We start from the raw sequence: 18,791 nt of genomic DNA, 5'->3' as shown, positions 1-18,791 counted from the left end.
CTGCATGACTTCGCCGCACTTGCTAGAGCCATGCTGCCTAATGCTGCCGATGCTCCCGACCGGGTGACGCTGGGGCAAGTGGGGTTCTTCCTCGCGGTCGCCCAGGCTGACCTAGAGGGCGCACCGGCTACCTTCGCGGACTTCGAGGCAAAAGCACCGAACCTCGGGACAAAGAGCCTCAGGCAGAGCTGCAAGCTGTTCCTCGCGGAGCGCAGGTCGTCGGAGATGGGGCTCGGCTGGTTGTTGACAGAGCGGAGCCTGAAAGGGAACGGCAGGCGACAGTTCCGCCTGACGCCGAGGGGCCGTGAAATCATTCGGAATATGGGCGTGGGTGACGTTGCCTCGGCAGGCTCTCGAATTATCACCCATCCTCGGGGGCGGGTTATATCTTAGGGTATACCTTAGGAGACCTCGCAGCCGAAGGTCTCCCTGAAGATAGACTCAGCCACCTCAGGCTCCACCGGCAGGCTGCAGATGGCGTGTCCCACATCTACCTGGAGCAGAGCCATTGTCCCAAAAGACACGGGCTCTCCCCTCGTCCCCTTGATCAACTCCAGCACCACGTCCAGCGGTAGGGTGACTGCGGTGTTCTCTCGTGTCTTGCGGAAGACCATAGGACGCCTCAGGATACAGGAGGGAGAGGGGCAGGATACCACCACCCGCTCCTTTCCTCCAATTACTAGTGATCACCGGAACCATCTCGTCCGCATCCGACTTTAATCATTGTTAAGGTGGGAGGCATTGGTGATTGAAGACGAACCCGGCACTCTCCGCGCAATGGCTGCAAGGTGTCGCCGTCTAGTGACAAGCGCCGGCGACCCTTTGACTATCAACCGCCTGAAGGACCTTGCGCGTGAGTGCGATGCCCGCGCAGATCAGCTTAGTTCCGGTGTGACCAAGGCTACAGCGTCGAAGCCGCGCATCATCGGCTAGATGGGGAGCACAAGCTGCTCCGGCCCGCCCTCGTCTTCCTCCTGCTCCAGCTGCTCCACAATGGCCTGGGCAAGCCCATCGGCAGCCCTCAGCCGCATCCGCTCATCTGGCATTGTAACGCCTATAAGAGCCCACGGAGGAGCAGCTAGGATGGCTTCGGAGAGGGTGTGAGTGTCGAGCGCGGGCATGCCCCTTCTATGGAACGAATGCGGAACATTCGTCAAGATCAGAGGCGTCGGCCTACCCTTTCTCGTTTTCTCGAAATATCACCCACCCTTGGAAGAGAGGAACTTTGGGTCAAATCTAAGCCGTCCCATGCTGGCAACGTGTTGGTGAGGGGCTCGATTGATTGTAGATGGCGTATGGGCTGAAGGGAGACGGCGGACGACAGTTCCGGCTGACGCTCACGGCTTCTGCATCGGCGCACCAATTGTTCCTGGAGGCCAGGGGGCCGGGTACGGCGAGACGAAGAACTTGCCTAGGAACGTCTTGATGTAATTAACTTCGCTACCTCGGAGGCCGTCGAGCATAGCTGAGTATTTTGCGACGTCGCCAAACCTACTTATGTGGTCGACGGTGCGCGCTTGCGAACCACAACCAAGATGATGCCCCTCTACATGTCTAGCAGAGCCGAAATCGAACGGAACCCGCGAGCCGTCAGGCGCTGTGATCATGCCGCGGAACTGAACTTCGTGCAGATTTCGCGTCGGTACTGGCTGGAGCGAGTAGGAAAGCTTTATATCTCCTCCACAGTAGAAGAAGTTGGTGTGGAGCTGCACAGCTGCGTTCTCACTCTCCGGAACTAGGGGCACCATGACTAGCAGCCCCAGAGACCCGCCGATCTCGTATGGTATCTTCTCGGCAGTAGCGGCCTTCTCCTGCGTCGTGGGCGCTGTGGTGTCCGATGAAAGGGCTGGCTGCGGCTGCTGTGCAAGCTCCGCCTCTGCTTGATCGTCCTCATTGAGCGACTGCTCAACGTCATTCATGGTCTCGCGCAAAGATGCAATCACAGCCGGGTCAACCCCGGCGGCCTCGGCCTCTCTGATTTGAGCGCGAGTTTCTTCTAGCTGCTGCCGGAGTTGCTCGCGTGTTTGCGCCGAAGCCAACGTCGGCGTTAGAAACAATGCAGCAAAGCATACCTTCTTTAACATGTTTCCCCCCTGTAAACATCAATGAAGTACATCATGGATGCGCTGCTGCATAGCCGTGTAACATGAACATCGACATCGAGCGCGCGCTCGTTGAAGCCGGTAAGCGCTTCAGAACATAATACTCGGCTGATGGTACGTCGGGTAATCACGAATTCGATATAGGTAGACCTCCCCGTCGTCGAACGGGTCGAGGTCCCTTGTGGTGCGCTCTGGTGTCCGGAGGGGCACGCTAGGGCGCACCACACCCCATCAGCTTCGCTTCACCTCGCGGTGAAGCAAAGACCCGTCGTGCCCCTCCTGGCCCGATGGCCCACCGCTGGCGTCTGCCAGCATCCTTGCGCCTCTCTCAGATAACCTTCGGGTGAGGCGCGTTCTTGCGAAAGCCTACCCATGCACATTGACGAAACTCCCCTCGCTCCTCTGACCGCCGACACCACCGGCAGCAACGTCACGCTCGAGTCTTACGACATCGCGCCTGAAGATCAGGAACTCGCGGACTCCATCACCAACTTCGACCCGTACAACACGCCGAGCCCCATCAGTGGGGAAGGCGGGTTCAAGACGCCTGAGCGTTTCACCGCGCGAATGCTTCCCGATGGCATGCGCGCGGAGGTCGAACAGAAGCTCGTCGGCATTCCGGCAGGAGAGGCTCGGGACCGCAAGGAAAGCGAACTGGCACTTGAGGCCATGCGCAAGAATTCGCTGGGCCTGCGGGTGCGCTTGGGTCTCGGCGCGGGTGCCAACGCGTACCAGCGAGCAGCCTTCGACCTCCAGCGGGACCTGGAAAAACTCCAAGGCGAAGCCGATGGCATCATGACCCAGCTGGGTGACGTGACCCGATGGGATGTGGTCGACGATCCGGACACGGGCGGCAAGGTGAATAAGCCTGTCTACAGCGTCGACGGTCCTAACCGACGCGCTTTAGAACTGCGGCATGCGGAGATCGTCCGTCACATCGGGGCGCTGGATGGCGTCGAGGGCGACCGCCGGTTGCAACGTGCGCGCTACCAGGCGGTGCAGGACCACAAGGCTGTGCAATCGCAGCTGCGCATCATGTCGGCAGCGAAAGAGCGTGCGGCTGGGAAGCTGGAAGAAGAAGAGATCGAACGTCTTGCCAGCGCCTTCGCGAGCAATCGCCGCAACCATCTCGGCTAATGGCCCACTACTCCCCATCACGGGGATGGGTGAGCCGACCACGTCGACCCATCGACACCGGGCCGAACCCTTACGATCCCGCCTCCGGCCACTTCGCTGAGCGGCACCAGCAGTCCGAGACGACACTGCCGGACGGGTTGGTGCGGGTCGATATGGGGACTCCGATTCTCCGGCTCCCTGCCGAGCCCGCGCCGGTCCTTCGACGACTGCCGGAGCCCCCAGCGCCCCCACCAGAACCCACCACCCCCGAGCCGTCCCCGGCTGACCTCCGCAGACCCCTTCTGGACCCTGGCGAGTTCAAGCCGGGCATCGGCAGGGGCTGACCCTAAGCAACCTCAAGCCCCTCTAGGTCCGCCTGGAGGGGCACACGAAAGACCCTCATGCCTGATACCCCCACTCACGTGACCAGCTGGAAGTCGGAGACCGACGACCTGGACGGGAACGACTTCAGCCGCTTTCGCGGCGCTTTGCCGCCGGAAGACGTGGTCGAGGTCGACCTCGGCAATGGCCTGACGCAAACGACCTACGTCGACTGCGCCCACCGTGCGCACTTCTTCAATCGCGAAACATGACCACGAACAGCCCTCGGGCTTCCCTGCGTGCGGCCATCGACGCCAAGTGCAAGGAGTGCGTCTACGACCCGCTCGTTCCTGGTACGTGGCGAGAACAGGTCGCTGGCTGTCTAGGCGTGCCGTGCGCGCTCTATCCTGTTCGAGCGCAGCCTTTGGCTCGTAAGCAGTAAAGGCTCCAAAACGGATTGAAAGTGAGGGGTGAAAGGGCGCGGTAGGTAAGACTACCCTCGGCGCACCTTCCGCTCTCCCACGGTCCGTTTTGGGGCCTTTACGCCCTCATCCTGACATGCCCCGCCGCAATGTCCCTGTCCCGGTCCCGCCGGGGTTCAAGTGGTGTTTCGTGTGCTCCACGGCGCAGCCGCTCCAACGCTTCTACATGGACCGGTCCAAGCCTGACCGGCGCACGTCCGACTGTCGCAAGTGCCGTGAGGCTCGAGACCGTCGACGTGCTGCGATCAAGTCCATCCTGGCGGACACCTACCACCGCCTGACCGTTCCCCTCTGAAAGGCCTTTTCATGCCTCGCTATTCTGACGCGCACTTAAGCGACGTTGCTCTCTGAAATGCGCCTGAAGAATGGCGACCGGGATGCACGGGCCGACGAGCTGTTGTCTGCCTTGGCGACGGCCCGCTTGCGCCGTGCTGCCGTGTCGCATGAGCCCACGTCGCGGCAGCACCTGAAGATCAAAGATTGCTCCGGCGGCGGGTACATCAGCACTGCCGAGCTCGCCTGCCGATTTGCCGAGCGCGCGGCGCTCGATAAGGCCCTCAAATCTTGCAGGACTCCCGAGGAACACTCCGGGGCCGTGCAGCTGTTGCAAGTGGGCACCCCAAGCTTCGAGCGCCGAAAGGCGCTGCAAGCCTTCCTCCGCGACGGCTTGCCGGAGATTGCAGCCACAAGTGCCGATGCCGTGGGCGACCCGTTCGCGGCTGCTCTCGCGCCGTGGGACCCGACTCCCGCGCTGGCCCAGGACAACTAGCCCGCACACCGACACAATTCCGCCAGCCGCCCTGCCACGGATAAACCGACCACCAGGAAAGATCATCATGACACGATTTCCGTTCGCCACCGCTGCTCGCGAGATTGGCGACCTCGACCGCCGTTCCGGTTTTGCCTTCTGGGCGCTGCGAAGTAGCGGCAAGTGCCTGGAGTGCCTTGAACGAGATGCCGCGCGCCGTCGTGCGCACCAAGCCCGCCTATCGCCGTTTAAAGGGGGCTCAGAGTGAAGCACTCGCTTTCCCCTCAACCCGCCACACCATTACCGCTCGGACGACCGCGCAAGTCGGCTCCGCTGTCTGTAGCGCCCGGATGCAAGTTCTGCTTCCGCTGCCAAGGGCACCTTCCGCTCGCGTCGTTCGCAATCGACCGCAAAACCCACGACGGAAAGCGCGCGGACTGCCGAGCGTGCGACAGCAAGCAAGCAGCCGCTCGCAGCAAGCGCCGCCGGGAGCGGCTCGCCGGGTTGCGGGCCGCGACCTTCCTTTCCCCCGCCGGTAACCAAGGGACCCCATGAGCGACCTAGACAATCTCTTCGCGGAAGCGGATGCCGCTGAGGCCGAACCGCAGACCGAGCAGAGGCCCGTCGAGCGTAGCTCTGGGTCCCGCAACCGCGTCAAGACCGACACCGCAGGCAGCTTCGTCTACGGCTTGGCTGACACTGTCACCTTTGGGTACCTCGACGAAATCGGGGCAGGGGCCGATTGGCTCCTCCTCGGCAAGGACTATGACAAGGCGCTTGCGGATAACCGGCAGGCCTTGTCGGACATCCAAGAGGACCACGCCGCTTCCTACATCTCTGGTCAGCTGACCGGCGGCTTCCTGCCCGTGCTGGGTTGGGGTGGTCGCGTTAAGGCCGCTGCGACGGCCCGTGGGCTCACCACAGGCCTCAAGGGGATGGTGGTGGCCGGAGGCGTCCAAGGGGCCCTCTACGGCTCCGGGTCGGCTGACGGTGACCTGAAGTCCCGCCTCCTCGGCGCTGCCTCTGGCGGTGCCCTCGGGGCCGCTGGCGGGTACGTGCTGGGCGCTACGATCATCCCCGCTGCCAAGTGGGGAACTGTAGCTGCCCGCGACATGCTGGCGCTGCGCTACGGGCGCACGCCTCGGCTCACCTCTGCCATCACCCCGGCGCGCATCGAGCGTGCCACGGAGGATGTCGCGGAGGACCTGCAGGCTGCCCGCAAGGAAACCGCAGGACGTGCCGTCTCGGCCACCCGAGAGAACACCCCCCGCGCACCCACATTCAACCGCCTCACCGGCCAAGCTGACGACGTCCTCGACGAGGGCGCGATCCTCACCACGCGCGAGCTGGTGGGTGAGATGTCGGTGGCCCGTAAGGCGATCCAGGACCGCGTCGGGAAGATGACGGTCCAGCAGGCCCAGCGATGGGCTCAGCGCCTGGAGAACGCAGAGCTGAGTGGCGGCGTCGTTGACGATCCGCACTATCGCTCGCTCCTCGGGCTCGACGCTACGGACCACGGTCTTGACGCGGACGGCGCGAAGCGCGCAGCCACGCTCCTGGAGGAGGCCACTGAGGCCGTCCTCGAGAAGGCCGGGCTCGGCGCTAAGACGACCAAGCAGCAGGACAATGCCTTCAAGGCAGCCTACGGGGCCGGAGTGACCGAAGCGGATACCGCTGCGGCCCTCGAGCGCACCCAGCAGGCCGTGACGGATGGCCGCATCGGTGGCCATCAGCAGCTACTGGCTGCCCTCCAGTTCACCCGCGCCAAGGACAAGTACCTGCCGGAGATACTGAAGGGGAACCGCGAGGCACGCGAGGGCCTCTTGGACGAACTCTCCAAGGCCATCCGCATCCACGCCGAGGGCACCGCCATCAAGGCGCAGATTGCTCGAGGCCTCGCAGACATGCGGTGGCACACCGGCAAGTTGGCTATGGCTGAAATCCGGGACGACGTTCTTCACGTCGAAACGCAGGAGAGCGTCCGTAAGCGAGTAGATGCATCGCTCAAGGAGTTAGGCGAGGGCGAGTTTGTCGACCTCATCTCTCGGCTTCAGAACCTAGACGACTTAGACCGGGTCCAAGAGGTCCTGCTCAATCCTGCAGAGGCCCAGGCGGTCTCGGCATGGCGCAGGACCATGAACACGGTGACATCGTTCATCAAGTCCAACTCCCTCACGCCAGCATCTGGCTTGTTCAACACCATCGGCTTCATCGGGCATGACTTCTTCCGCAACGGCGCTGCGAAGCGCTGGGCGGCGAGGAACATGGAGATAGCGGGTAAGGCTGACGAGGCACTTGCCCTTCGCTTCGAGTTGGAGGTGGGCCGCAGGGTCTACATGACTGCTCATAAGCGCGGCATCCGAGCTGCAATGGATCGGATAAAGTGGGAGTGGTGGTCGGATGTCGAGCGGATCGCGTCTGTTGCGAACGGGCGGGAGAGCAAGGCGGCGCTCCGAGCCTCCGCCTCCAAGGTTGCGCTAGTCGAGCAAGGCTATCGACCGCCGGATGTTCGAGAGCTCTCGGACAAGCCGCGCCTCGCAGTGACCAACCTCACTGCCTTCGACGATAAGATGGCTGAAGTGGGTGGCGGCTCCTTCGGGCGGCTGCTGGAGACCCTATATCGCACGCGGGCCGCTGTGGGTAACACTGTGGATGCTCTGGGCACGGCCACGGCAAAAGCCCTCGTCGGGAGCCTGGACGACTGGGGCCGCTCCTTCGTGAAGACGAAAGAGACTTACGCCCTGGCAGCTCGGCAAGCTGTCCGGGAGACGATGCAACTGGGGTTGCCCGTCGAAGAGATGCTGCAGCTTGCACAGCAACGCGCGGTGCAGCTGGCTGAGATGCCGCCCCGCGATCTGCTCGATCAGGTGGAGGATGCCCTCGCGACCCACGGTGACCTGCCAGAGGACCTCAGGTTCGCCTTGGGGCTCTCTCAGCAAGCCGAAAAGGAAGCCGAGCGGGTCCTGTTCATGGATGGCCCCCAGACCGCTGGAGGCCAGACCGCTGCCAAGGGCGCGCAGATGCTGGACAAGGCGGTTTCCCTCGGGACCTTCGAGGGTCTGCTCGCTCCCTACATCCGCACACCCGTCCGCATCTTCGAGCGCGGCATGGTCTCCTACACTCCTTGGGGTTCCAAGGCCAAGGAGGTCCAGGACATCCTCGCAAAAGGCGGGATGGAGGCCGAACTTGAGAAGGCCCGAATGGAGCTGGGCTCCATGGTCATCGGCATGGGTGCGGTGCTTGCCGCATCGGGTGCCATCACGCTGACCAACGGCGGCTACGACAACTCTGCCAATCTTCGAGGGGCACCTCCGGGACGCCTGAACCTTCCTGGAGGCTCCTTCGTGGAAATCGGCAGGCTTGATCCGTTCGCCCTGACGCTCGCCTTGGGCGGGTTCGTGGGGCAGGCCGTCAAGGCCTACCAGGATGCTGGCAACGCAGGTGCGGAGCATGAGGAAGCGCTTTCGGGCGCGATCCAGATTGCCTTCCTCGCTGCGCGCGAAGGCATCCTCGAGAAGACCTACGTCACCGGCATCCGCGACCTGATGAAGTCGGTATTCTCCGACCAAGAAGAGGGTTTGGTGCCGGGGTACGAGAAGGCCGTGCAGTCCGCCTTCGCTCGCACGATCCCATTCGCGGGCACGTCACGCACGCTGAACGACACCTTCCACGGCTCTGCTCCTGAAGCCATCGGCTGGATGGACAACATTCTCCGGTCCGTGCCGGGCGGTGGGATGCTGCTGCCGTCCAAGGTCGACCCGCTCGGCAATGATGTCGACGGGAGGGCTCTCGGGGTCGCTTTTGGGACCACGTCTGATGTTGACCCCGTCACTGCTCAGCTTGCTGACCTTGGCATCGACATACAGGCGCTCCGCAGGGCCGACCCGGCTGGCTTTAAGCTGACCAGCGAGGAGCTGTCCGACTTGCGCCACATCCGGGGCGGCGAAGCCCTCAATGACCAAGGAGAGACCATGAAGGAGGCTTTAGGCTACCTCATGTCCGACCCCTGGTTCCAGAAGCTGCCCAGCAAGGAGCAGAAGCAGGACGAGATTGTCGCGGTCATGCGCGACTTCAACGCTCCTGCCCGTGAGCTGCTAATGGAGCGGAACCCGCAGTACGCTTCGGATCGGACAGCTATGAAGTCCTTGAGCGACTACATGGCCGAGGGTCTATCGCGCAGGGACGCCGCTGGGCAGGCGATGCAGGACGTGGCGGCAATGGGATTGCCCGAGCCTTCGCGCATGTGAGTGAGGGGGACCGTGCCTCCAGCGCGGTCCCCCTGCCGTGGGCATCTTCCAACTATGTTCCTGAGGGCGTCGGCGGGGCTTGCGTGGGTGGTACCGTGACCTGCTGGGCCTCCGGAGCTGATAATCCAAGGGCCGCGAAGATGATCGCGCCAGCCACAGTTGTGGCGTAAAGACCGGCTCTCTGACCTCTGGCAAAGGCTTGCGCGCGCACCGGCTCCGTAGTCGGGTCCGGTGCGAAGAGCATCGCCTCCAGGGTGAACCACGCTGGGACGGCCACTGCCCAGACAGCCAAACATGAATCACGTAGGAAGCGCTTTACACCGATAATTGGGTAAAGCTCGGTGTGGTGACCCAAGAGGATACCGAGCAGCAGCAGGACTTCACCAATAATGGCGGCGATCAGAAATGCTCTATGCGTTTTCGTCACTGTTACCTCCCCACAGGCGAATCATTTATTGCAGGAACTCATATCCAAACGCAAAAGTCCACTGCTCAGACGGCGACAACCTGCTCATTGTGCCTGGAAGCTGACCCGCGCGGTTATGGTCCAATACCACCCACCCTCGGAGAAGAGAGTTTACGGGCTGGTTCCTGCCTCGGCTTGGCGTCTGCAATAAGGCCTCGGAAACACGGCAAAGAGGAGTTAAAAGCAGCGAGAGCTCCCGCCCTTGGCGAATGTGGCGCTTCACGCTCTTTTCGCAGTTTTGCGGGCTTAACGGCTTGATCCTCAGGTGCCTTCGGGCAACTCAAAAGCCGATCAGTCCAGCTAAAAAAATCCGCAGCGGGATAACGCATGACGATGTTCCGCGCTTCCCCCCATGGGGTGGGTCCGCCGAGATGATCCCTGTGTGACCTGAGGGTGCCTGCGGGTTCCTGAGGGCTGGCCGACGTGGCCCAGGCGACACTCTCGCCGGATCGTGGCGGCATGCTCATCCTGGCTGCAACGCAACTGCATCCTTTGGGTACACCCACAGGGCACAAGAGCCTGGTACAACTTTTCTGTTCCTTTTGGGTTGACACAGGTATTTTGTTACACATATGCTTAGGCATCTTAGACCCAAAAGGAACACTGTTATGCTCGCTGCCTTCGAGAACGTCGTAATGTCTTCCGCCCGCCGCGCTCGTGATCGTGCGGACGTCCTCTTCCTTGGCCGTCCGGCTGCTGCACGTAAGCGCGTCGAGCGTCTGCTCGGGGATGTCGAGGAACTGAACCTTACTTACGATCCGTGCGACCCTGAGTGGATCGCTGCCGGTGTGCGGGCTCGTGCTGTCTCCGCGCGCCTCGACCGGCTGTTGGCTGCCTAAGGCGAACTCGGGAGAACCTCAGATGCTTGTGGGATATGCAAGGGTGAGCACTGTGGGCCAGAGCCTAGAGGTGCAGCAAGAGCAGCTAGTAGCCGCCGGGTGCGAGCGCGTCTTTGCTGAGAAGCGAAGCGGTAAGAGCCTGGACGAGCGAGAGCAGCTTGCACAGGCGCTGGCATTCGTCCGAGAGGGCGACACGCTAGTTGTCACTCGCCTGGATCGCCTCGCGCGCTCCATGATCGACCTACGGCAGATCGTTGACGGGCTAGCAGCCAAGGGCGTCACGTTCCGATGCCTGCAACAGGGCGCAATCGACACCACGCGATCAGACGGAAAGCTCCTGTTGAACATCCTCGCCAGCTTCGCGGAGTTCGAGATGGACATTCGCAGAGAGCGGCAGAAGGATGGGATCGAGAAGGCCAAAGAGAAGGGAGTCTACAGGGGACGACCTGCCAAGCTCGACAACGACCGGATTGCCGAGATGCATCGGGCGGGCAAGAGGCCCACCGACATAGCGCGCGAGTTGGGGATCAGCCGGACGAGCGTGTACCGAGCGATAACTTAGGGGGCCTGAGGGGCGCTCGAGTTTACGCGTTCCCGGCAGAGGCCCTGCTTTTTTCGCCTAATCGCTGCGCGCCCGTCATTTGTGCCTGACCTCTCTTGCAAACCCGGCGCTGGGGAACTGCCTAGATACTATCCTGCCGTCATCACGGCGTAAGCCTGTCATGATCAACTAGGAACACGATTGCGGCTGCTGTCTGGTGGAGCTGGTAGGCGGCAAGATGTCGATCCACCTGCCGAACCTGACCGCCTGCACCATGCCCGGACATCCGATTTCTTACCACGGGCACGCCAGCCTCCAGTACCGCCCGAAGCGCCGTGAATTGCCCCTGCATGTAGTTAGGTATGAACCCGGAGGTGAAAGCAGCCGAGACAAGCTTGCTCGCGGCGTCGTTAGGAGTGATCGCCCAGTTACGCTTTCCCCCAATAACCTTCAGAACGCTTTCGAAGGCCTTTCCACATTCAATCAGGCAGCTTTCGAAGTCACCGTCGCGATAGAACCGATGTGCATCCAGGTACTCGTCGTTAGCTCCAGCAAAACGTGGGTCGGCCAGCAACTGCAAAGCGGGCATCACCACCTCCTTGTGGATTATTTCGCGATCAAGTTGGATGATGCTGCCTGATTTGAGTTGATATCCCACTGCCGCCTCCGCAAGGCGCGCATTTAGTTCGTTCTCGATCTCACCGTATTCTTGTTCCCGATACTCACCTTTCATCGCCTTGATAGCCTGGAACGCCACCTCTATCCCATCCAGGAATGTCGGGATGTCGCTCTCGGCCAAGAGCCAGTTACAGTACTCCTCTGTCGTGTGGGCGAACCCATCCGTCAAATGAAAGACGCCCTTCTCCTTCCTCATCGTCTTGAGCATGAACGCCCACCAAGGTGCGTTCGCGCTGTACTGATCGTGACGGCCAAGACCTTCGATAATCAAGTGTACGATTTGTACCCGTACCTTTCCTGGTACGGAGTCATATGAGTAGATATCACTGGCAGGGCCAGACTGCTGGCGCCTCCTGCGGGAAAATAGTTGCGGTAACGCCATGCTATCCTCAAGATTGTGTTTCTCAGCCCACGCGGTTTAGTGGCCGCGCCCAGGAGAGGGCGGCTCCGGGCGGAGCCGCCCCACCGCTATCCTAAGGTTCACCTATAGAAGACGTGGCGTGTGTGGAGTGAAAGAGGGGTGGGCCGAGGCCGGTCCCTCCTCAAGAGCCAAGGACTTCGCGTCTCCGCATTGAACATCAAGCCAGCGGTTCCCGCATGGGCTCAGCGGGTCTTTGTGGGATCAACCAAGGTGTACCCCATACCAGACCTGGGCGTCGGCGGCAGCGGCTCACCACGAACAACGGTGCGCTCTACGCCCGTGCGGCCGCCACGTGGCCCGATTTGCTCGTACTGGCCTGACCTTGGTGCCGAGGTGCCAGGAGGAAGCGTCGTTTTCTTCATGTTGGTTTCCTTGATCGCGACAGGACCGACCTATTCGGGCCTTTTCGTCGCGACGGCAGGTAACACCATTACCGATCAATTAACCAGAGAGGCGCGCGTGTTCTCCACATGTTCATGCCGGGAAGCTCTCCGGCATGCGCCCTGGTTGCGCTTTGCCCGGCTTCTTGCTCGAGCGGCTGAGCCATTCGCCACGAGGCTAACGTGGAAGCACGTGGCTGGATCAACAATCGGCAAGCGATGCGGGCGCAATAAGGTTGTCGCGACTCAGGCGGTACCAAAACCGCCATGGCGATAACGATGTTCTCAGGCTCATAAGTCGGGGAACAGCACCACATCCCTGCCCCACAGAGCTGCCTCACAACTTCGTGTGGCGAGCTACTAACAGTCTGAGAAGTCAGGAAAAGTCTGCGATGGCTGGGGCGGCAGGATTCGAACCTGCGAATGCCGGTACCAAAAACCGGTGCCTTACCACTTGGCGACGCCCCATCGCGTGGTGGGGTGGCGCTTAGCTGCTAACCTTCGTCATGAAAAGGGCCCTTGCCGCATCAATGGCTTTGTGCGAGCGGCAAAAAACCAGGCGGTATCAGTTTTTTCCGACCGCCGATGAGTACCAGGGAGAAGATTGAATGAGGCACGCATCAGCGAAGCTGTTCCTGTTCGCGACGACGGCGCTCGCAAGCGCCACGCCGGCGCTGGCACAAGACGCTGGCGGCGACATCGTCGTGACCGCTCGTCGCACCGAAGAGCGTCTGCAGGATGTTCCTATTTCCATCACCGTCTTCAACCAGGAGCAGGTGAGCAACCGCAACATCGTGTCTGGCGCCGATCTGGCGACCTACACCCCGTCACTGTCGGCCAACTCGCGTTACGGTGCTGAGACGGCCACGTTCGCGATCCGCGGTTTCACGCAGGAAAGCTTCACCTCGCCATCGGTCGCGATCTACTTCGCTGACGTGATCGGCCCGCGTGCCCAGGGCGGTACGCCGGGCGGCAACGGCGCAGGGGTCGGCCAGTTCTTCGACCTGCAGAACGTCCAGGTCCTGAAGGGCCCCCAGGGCACGCTCTTCGGCCGCAACACCACCGGCGGCGCCGTGCTGATCGTGCCGCAGCGCCCCAAGGATGACCTCGGCGGCTACATCGAAGGCTCTTACGGCAACTACGACATGAAGCGCGTGCAGGGCGCGCTGAACATTCCGCTGGCCGATACCTTCAAGGTCCGCCTCGGGTTCGACCGCATGAAGCGCGATGGCTTCCTCAAGAACCAGTCGGGCGTCGGCGCCGACGATTTCGGCGATGTGAACTACACTGCCCTGCGCCTGAGCATCCTGGCCGAGCTGACGCCTGACATCGAGAACTACATCCTCGCGCGCTACAGCCATTCGAATACCAACGGCACTGCCGGGCGCATGGTCGGTGCAAACGTTGCCGGCTGTGACCAGGGCGTCGACCGTTCGCGCTTCGGCTTCCCGAGCGCTACGAGCACCGCTGCTTACCTGGCGCCACTCGCCTGTGCGCAGACCATTCTGCCGGCCCGCGCGCGTGGAGATGGCTACTTCGACGTTGATGTGAACGCTCCGAATCCGTTCCTGAAGGTCGAGCAGTGGGGCGTCCAGGACACCCTGAGCTGGAACGTCAGCGACACCATCACGCTGAAGAACATCGCCAGCTACCAGCAGTTCCGTCAGCGCCAGAGCTTCAACATCGGCTCCGACAACTACACCGTTCCGGCGGCTGGCACTGATCCGCGCTGGTTCCCGACGGTTCCCGCTTCGCAGCGCGGCCTGCCGTTCACGTGGGTCGGCCTCAACCCCGATCCCAACTACGACAACGTGAACCAGCAGACGTGGACCGAAGAGTTCCAGGTCCAGGGCCGCACCAGCGATGGCTCGCTGAACTACGTGCTCGGCGGTTACTATGAAGGCAGTGCGCCGGGCAGCCAGTTCCAGGGCTCGTACTCGCCGATCACCACCGTGCTGCAGCCGGCACAGACCGGGGCACCGTTCCCGATCTTCACCACGGTGAGCTGCGCCGACATCTCGACGTTGCAGTGCACCGCGATCAACAATGTCGGTTCGCCGGCGATCCCGTCGATCATCCAGAACTCGCTGACGCGCTACTGGTACCAGAACGTCGGGTTCTTCGCGCAGGGCACCTACAAGCTTACCGACCAGCTCTCGCTGACGGGCGGCATCCGCTATACGATCGACAAGGTGAAGGGTGAGGGCGCGACGCGCACGATCCAGATCATCAATGGCCTGGCGCCGCGCATCTCGTGCGCCGCGCGCAACACCGGTCCGGACTGCTTGACCACGATCAAGCAGAAGTCCGAGAAGCCGACGTGGCTGATCAGCGTGGACTACAAGCCGACCAACGACATCCTGGTCTATGCCAAGTACGCGCGCGGCTATCGCCAGGGCAACGTCAACGCCTCGAACACGATCCCCGTGTCGTGGGGTCCGGAAAAGGTCGACACGTACGAGATCGGCGCCAAGACCTCGTTCCGTGGCACGCTGTCGGGCTACTTCAACGTCGCAGCGTTCTACAACGACTTCTCGAACCAGCAGCTGGCGGCCAACCTGATCCCGGACGGCACCGTAGCCAACGCATCGCCCTCGCAGGCGATCGTCAACGCGGGCAAGTCGAAGATCCAGGGTATCGAAGCCGACGCCTCGTTCTCGTACGCAGGCGCGAACATCAACTTGGGCTATGCTTATCTCGACACCAAGCTGAAGTCGTACAGCCCGCCGAACTTCGTCGGGTATTTCCCGCCGACGACCGGTGCGCTGGTCGGCGGAGAACTGCCGCTTTCGCCCAAGCATCGTATCACGATCACGCCGTCGTACACGCTGCCGCTGGATGACAGCATCGGTCGGGTGAGCGTCTCGGCGACGTACACCTACACCGCCAAGCAGGTCGCTTCCAACGATACGCCGTACGGCATCCTGCCATCCACCAACTTGTGGAACCTGAACCTCAACTGGAATGGCGTGGGTGGCAGCCCTGTCGACCTGGCGGCTTTCGTCACCAACCTGACCAACGAGAAGTACCCGGTGTTCGTCGGCAACTCGTGGGGCTCGACCGGTACCGAGAACCTGATCCTGGGCCAGCCGCGCATGTACGGTGCGCGCCTGCGCGTCACCTTCGGCGGTGGCTGATCGGATCGCTCAGTCCTGAGCACAAGCAAGGGCTCGCCGGTCTTCGGATCGGCGAGCCCTTCGCTTTTACATAACTGCGTCGATGTCCGCGGCCGAGTGCCGCTCTCGCACCAAGCCCTCGCCGTTGCGGTTTACCTTGATCCCCCGCTTGACGGGCGTGCGGGCGAACAGTTCTTCGGCCCAGCGGATCACGTTCTTGTAGCTGCCGAATTCCAGGAACTGATACGCGGTGCCGTAGGCTTCTCCGCGCGCGATGTTGCCCAGCCAGCCATACGCGGCGATGTCGGCGATCGTGTACTGGTCCCCGGCCAGGTAGGGCACCTCGGCCAGGCGCTTGTCGGCGACGTCGATGATCCGCTTGGTTTCCATGGTATAACGGTTGATCGGGTACTCGTACTTTTCGGGCGCATAAGCATAGAAGTGCCCGAAGCCGCCGCCGATCAGGGGCGCGGTGGACATCTGCCACATCAGCCAGGACAGGCACTCGGCGCGGCCTTCCGGGTCCGTGGGGATGAACGCGCCGAACTTCTCGGCCAGGTGCAGCAGGATCGATCCGGACTCGAACACGCGGATCGGCTTCTCGCCGCTCACATCGAGCAGGGCGGGGATCTTCGAGTTCGGGTTGATGCCGACGAAGCCCGAGCCGAACTGGTCGCCCTTGCCGATCTCGATCATCCAGGCGTCGTACTCGGCCGGGTGACCGGCAGCGAGCAACTCCTCGAACATGATGGTGACCTTCTGACCGTTCGGAGTGCCAAGCGAGTGGAGCTGGAACGGGTGGTTGCCCCGAGGCAGCTCGGTCTCATGCGTCGCCCCGGAGATCGGCCGATTGATGTTGGCGAACTGCCCGCCGTTCTCCTTGTCCCAGGTCCAGACTGCGGGCGGCGTGTAGGGGGCATCGGCCATGGTCGCGAGTTCCTTCCGTGATTGGCGAGGCCTAAGGTAGGTGCAGGCGGGGCGCCGACAAGCGGTGTGGTGAACGGCAGGCGAACAGCTTGGCTGGACGGTCGATCAAGCCGCTTCGATTGACAGCGCACTTGGTCCGCCCTGCAATGTCACGGGACAACAGATCACATCGGGAGATTGCAGCAATGGTGGCGACCATGGAGAACCCGCCCGCGGCAAGGGCGCCGCGCAGCAATCGCCAGGTCGACACGATCCGCGGACAGCGCCACCGGTTCATGCTGATCCCGATTATCGAGCATCACGCGCGCTGGTTCGAGGCTGGGCCGATCACCGTTGCGGTCGAGGCGCGTGCACTAGGCGAGAGCGCCGAACGGATGGTGCGCGGGCCCAGCATCCACGTCTACAACGCGGCGCGCAGCGAGGAGTACATCCGCTTCGACGTGTTCGGGAAAGTGTTGCACTACCACTACATCCTCAACGAGGAGGATGTGAACATCCTGTGGGGCTACGACCCTGACGTGAACGGGCCGATGATCCCCTGGGCCGTGGCTGCGCTGAAGGACCGCTTGCCGGCCATGCTGCGCCGCTGCGGCGCGCACCGCCTCGCCAGCGACGTGGAGGAGCAGGGCTGGGACACCTCGGTGTTGCCGGATGTCGCCAAAGCCGCTGCGGAGGCGCTGGCGCCGCGCGACGATGATCTCGTGCGGGCGCGCGAGGGGATGGCGTGGATGTACAGGTGGAAGGAGCTCCACCCGCAGTTCAACACGGTGGAGGAGGGGGAGGTTTGAGTGAGGCTACTCACCACATCCCACACCCATCTTCGTCATCCCCGCGAACGCGGGGATCCATCTCCTGAGGACTCGTAAACGGAACCACTTGGAGATGGATTCCCGCGTTCGCGGGAATGACGAGGTTACAGACGCCGGCTCAGCCGATCATCATCCGATGATCGACTTCACTTCCAAGTACTCGTGGAAGCCGTATTCGCCCCACTCGCGGCCATTACCCGAGCGCTTGTAGCCACCGAACGGCGCGTGGAAGTCGAAGCCGCCATTGACCCAGATCGCGCCGGTGCGCAGCTTGCGCGCGACGTTGCGGGCCAGCTCCGCGTCCTCGCCACTGACGTACCCGCCGAGGCCGAAGTTGCTGTCATTGGCAATCGCGATGGCGTCGTCGACATCGTCGTAGCCGATGATCACCAGCACCGGGCCGAAGATCTCCTCGCGCGCGATCACCTTGTCGTTGGTGGTCACGAATACCGTCGGCTTGACGTACCAGCCCTTGTCGAGGCCCTCGGGGCGGCCGAGCCCGCCAGCGATCAGTTCGGCGCCCTCGTCGAGGCCGATCTGGATGTAGCGCTGGATGTCGTTGTACTGGCTCTTGGAGACGACCGGACCCATCGCGAAGTTGCCGTTCGGGTCGCCGACGGTGACGCCGTCAGCCGCCTCGGCGGCGATCTTCTTGACCTCGTCCAAACGTGAGGAGGGCACCAGCAGGCGCGAGCCGGCCGAGCAGGTCTGGCCCGAGTTGCCCATCATGCCCGCGGTCGCACCGGCGACGTTGCCGGCCAGGCTGGCGTCGTCCAGCACGATCCAGGCGCTCTTGCCGCCCAGTTCCAGGCCGACGCGCTTGACGGTGTCGGCCGCATCCTTCTGGATCTGCACGCCCACGGCTTCCGAGCCGGTGAACGAGATCATGTCGACATCTTCGTGCTTGGAAAGGGCAGCGCCGATCTCGCTACCCTTGCCCTGGATCATGTTAAACACGCCGGCCGGCACGCCCGCGTCATGGATGATCTCGGCCAGGATCTGCGCCGAATAAGGCGCGAGTTGCGGGGGCTTGAGGATCATGGTGCAGCCCGCGGCGAGTGCGGGGAAGATCTTCACGCAAGTCTGGTTCATCGGCCAGTTCCACGGTGTGATCAGGCCGCAGACGCCGATCGGCTCCTTGCGGATCAGCGTGGGGCCGCGCTGCTCCTCGAACTTGAACTCGCGCAGGACTTCGATTGCTGTGCCGAGGTGTCCCTTGCCGAGCAGCGTATGGAAGCCGGTGGCCAGCGCGCGCGGGGCGCCCATTTCCTCGAGGATGGCGAGGCCGAGCTCTTCCTCCCGCTTGAGGTATTCGGCCTGGATCGCCTCAAGTAGCTCCAGGCGTTCGGCGACGGTGCTCTCGCCGTAAGTGGCGAAAGCGCGACGGGCAGCAGCAACGGCCTTGTCGACATCGGCGATGCTGCCAAGCGAGATGGTGCCCGAAACTTCCTCGGTCGCCGGGTTGATGACTTCGGCCGTGTTCGGCGTGGTCGGATCGACCCAGGCGCCGTCGATGTAGAATTGGGTGTAGTTGCGCATCGCTCTCTCCAAACGCAAAATCCCCTCCCGATCTCGGGAGGGGTTGGGGAGAGCGATCC

General features: G+C 62.5%; 14 protein-coding genes and 1 tRNA gene. 8 read left to right on the top strand and 7 right to left on the bottom strand.

What is annotated here, in order from left to right; all coding sequences use genetic code 11:
• Window positions 1-929 precede the first annotated feature (929 nt).
• Entirely contained in the window at window positions 930-1,121 is a 192-nt protein-coding gene (locus GV044_RS00825) for a DUF6771 family protein (protein WP_159864143.1), read from the bottom strand.
• Window positions 1,122-1,337: 216 nt separating this feature from the next.
• Window positions 1,338-1,919, bottom strand: coding sequence for a hypothetical protein (locus GV044_RS00820; protein ID WP_159864140.1), 582 nt, complete (start codon window positions 1,917-1,919; stop codon window positions 1,338-1,340).
• Between the two features lie 555 nt (window positions 1,920-2,474).
• Between GV044_RS00820 and GV044_RS00815 the strand changes: the two genes are divergently transcribed.
• The 4 genes from GV044_RS00815 to GV044_RS00800 all read left to right on the top strand — a co-directional run bounded on the left by GV044_RS00815 (window position 2,475) and on the right by GV044_RS00800 (window position 9,016).
• Window positions 2,475-3,239: a hypothetical protein gene (locus GV044_RS00815; RefSeq protein WP_159864137.1), complete on the top strand. Its 765-nt coding sequence runs from the start codon at window positions 2,475-2,477 to the stop codon at window positions 3,237-3,239.
• Between the two features lie 380 nt (window positions 3,240-3,619).
• Window positions 3,620-3,811 (top strand): hypothetical protein, encoded by a 192-nt coding sequence (locus GV044_RS00810; protein WP_159864134.1) that lies wholly within the window; start codon window positions 3,620-3,622, stop codon window positions 3,809-3,811.
• A gap of 562 nt (window positions 3,812-4,373) precedes the next feature.
• Window positions 4,374-4,790: a hypothetical protein gene (locus tag GV044_RS00805; protein WP_159864130.1), complete on the top strand. Its 417-nt coding sequence runs from the start codon at window positions 4,374-4,376 to the stop codon at window positions 4,788-4,790.
• A 530-nt stretch (window positions 4,791-5,320) separates the two neighbouring features.
• Window positions 5,321-9,016 carry a hypothetical protein gene (locus GV044_RS00800; RefSeq protein WP_159864127.1) on the top strand — a complete coding sequence of 1,232 codons (3,696 nt, stop codon included), beginning with the start codon at window positions 5,321-5,323 and terminating at the stop codon, window positions 9,014-9,016.
• A gap of 52 nt (window positions 9,017-9,068) precedes the next feature.
• Here the strand turns inward: GV044_RS00800 and GV044_RS00795 are convergent, their stop codons facing one another.
• A complete protein-coding gene (locus tag GV044_RS00795; RefSeq protein WP_159864124.1) occupies window positions 9,069-9,443 on the bottom strand; it encodes a hypothetical protein in 375 nt (124 codons plus the stop codon).
• 647 nt (window positions 9,444-10,090) lie between these two features.
• Here GV044_RS00795 and GV044_RS00790 point away from each other — a divergent pair.
• Together GV044_RS00790 and GV044_RS00785 are read left to right on the top strand one after the other, a co-directional pair.
• A complete protein-coding gene (locus tag GV044_RS00790) occupies window positions 10,091-10,321 on the top strand; it encodes a hypothetical protein (protein WP_159864121.1) in 231 nt (76 codons plus the stop codon).
• Between the two features lie 22 nt (window positions 10,322-10,343).
• Window positions 10,344-10,883, top strand: a complete 540-nt coding sequence (locus GV044_RS00785; protein ID WP_159864118.1) for a recombinase family protein — start codon at window positions 10,344-10,346, stop codon at window positions 10,881-10,883.
• 142 nt (window positions 10,884-11,025) lie between these two features.
• Here the strand turns inward: GV044_RS00785 and GV044_RS00780 are convergent, their stop codons facing one another.
• Both GV044_RS00780 and GV044_RS00770 read right to left on the bottom strand, forming a co-directional pair.
• Window positions 11,026-11,922, bottom strand: coding sequence for an STM4504/CBY_0614 family protein (locus tag GV044_RS00780; protein WP_159864115.1), 897 nt, complete (start codon window positions 11,920-11,922; stop codon window positions 11,026-11,028).
• 812 nt (window positions 11,923-12,734) lie between these two features.
• Window positions 12,735-12,809: transfer RNA gene (locus GV044_RS00770), tRNA-Gln, on the bottom strand.
• Between the two features lie 140 nt (window positions 12,810-12,949).
• On the opposite strand from GV044_RS00770, the gene GV044_RS00765 reads away from it, so the two are divergent.
• The gene (locus GV044_RS00765; RefSeq protein ID WP_159864109.1) at window positions 12,950-15,478 is read left to right on the top strand and encodes a TonB-dependent receptor; all 2,529 of its coding nucleotides are present in this window, start codon (window positions 12,950-12,952) and stop codon (window positions 15,476-15,478) included.
• A gap of 66 nt (window positions 15,479-15,544) precedes the next feature.
• Here GV044_RS00765 and yghU read toward each other — a convergent pair whose 3' ends face one another.
• A complete protein-coding gene (gene yghU / locus GV044_RS00760; protein ID WP_159864106.1) occupies window positions 15,545-16,384 on the bottom strand; it encodes a glutathione-dependent disulfide-bond oxidoreductase in 840 nt (279 codons plus the stop codon).
• 185 nt (window positions 16,385-16,569) lie between these two features.
• Here yghU and GV044_RS00755 point away from each other — a divergent pair, with 185 nt between their 5' ends.
• Entirely contained in the window at window positions 16,570-17,172 is a 603-nt protein-coding gene (locus GV044_RS00755) for a hypothetical protein (RefSeq protein ID WP_236554573.1), read from the top strand.
• A 150-nt stretch (window positions 17,173-17,322) separates the two neighbouring features.
• Here the strand turns inward: GV044_RS00755 and GV044_RS00750 are convergent, their stop codons facing one another.
• On the bottom strand, window positions 17,323-18,732 hold the full coding sequence (locus tag GV044_RS00750; RefSeq protein ID WP_159864100.1) for an aldehyde dehydrogenase family protein: 1,410 nt from the start codon (window positions 18,730-18,732) through the stop codon (window positions 17,323-17,325).
• Window positions 18,733-18,791 lie beyond the last annotated feature (59 nt).

It is taken from the genome of Novosphingobium sp. 9U, from assembly GCF_902506425.1.
GTDB lineage: Bacteria > Pseudomonadota > Alphaproteobacteria > Sphingomonadales > Sphingomonadaceae > Novosphingobium.
The sequence above is the reverse complement of the archived record's forward strand: the minus strand, read 5'-3'. Positions and strand labels throughout refer to the sequence as shown.

Excerpts from the sequence above, each read along its gene's own strand:
- GV044_RS00825 (WP_159864143.1), bottom strand. The coding sequence starts at position 1,121 with ATGCCCGCGCTCGACACTCACACCCTCTCCGAAGCCATCCTAGCTGCT.
- GV044_RS00820 (WP_159864140.1), bottom strand. The coding sequence starts at position 1,919 with ATGAATGACGTTGAGCAGTCGCTCAATGAGGACGATCAAGCAGAGGCG.
- GV044_RS00815 (WP_159864137.1), top strand. The coding sequence starts at position 2,475 with ATGCACATTGACGAAACTCCCCTCGCTCCTCTGACCGCCGACACCACC.
- GV044_RS00810 (WP_159864134.1), top strand. The coding sequence starts at position 3,620 with ATGCCTGATACCCCCACTCACGTGACCAGCTGGAAGTCGGAGACCGAC.
- GV044_RS00805 (WP_159864130.1), top strand. The coding sequence starts at position 4,374 with ATGCGCCTGAAGAATGGCGACCGGGATGCACGGGCCGACGAGCTGTTG.
- GV044_RS00800 (WP_159864127.1), top strand. The coding sequence starts at position 5,321 with ATGAGCGACCTAGACAATCTCTTCGCGGAAGCGGATGCCGCTGAGGCC.
- GV044_RS00790 (WP_159864121.1), top strand. The coding sequence starts at position 10,091 with ATGCTCGCTGCCTTCGAGAACGTCGTAATGTCTTCCGCCCGCCGCGCT.
- GV044_RS00785 (WP_159864118.1), top strand. The coding sequence starts at position 10,344 with ATGCTTGTGGGATATGCAAGGGTGAGCACTGTGGGCCAGAGCCTAGAG.
- GV044_RS00780 (WP_159864115.1), bottom strand. The coding sequence starts at position 11,922 with ATGGCGTTACCGCAACTATTTTCCCGCAGGAGGCGCCAGCAGTCTGGC.
- GV044_RS00765 (WP_159864109.1), top strand. The coding sequence starts at position 12,950 with ATGAGGCACGCATCAGCGAAGCTGTTCCTGTTCGCGACGACGGCGCTC.
- yghU (WP_159864106.1), bottom strand. The coding sequence starts at position 16,384 with ATGGCCGATGCCCCCTACACGCCGCCCGCAGTCTGGACCTGGGACAAG.
- GV044_RS00755 (WP_236554573.1), top strand. The coding sequence starts at position 16,570 with ATGGTGGCGACCATGGAGAACCCGCCCGCGGCAAGGGCGCCGCGCAGC.
- GV044_RS00750 (WP_159864100.1), bottom strand. The coding sequence starts at position 18,732 with ATGCGCAACTACACCCAATTCTACATCGACGGCGCCTGGGTCGATCCG.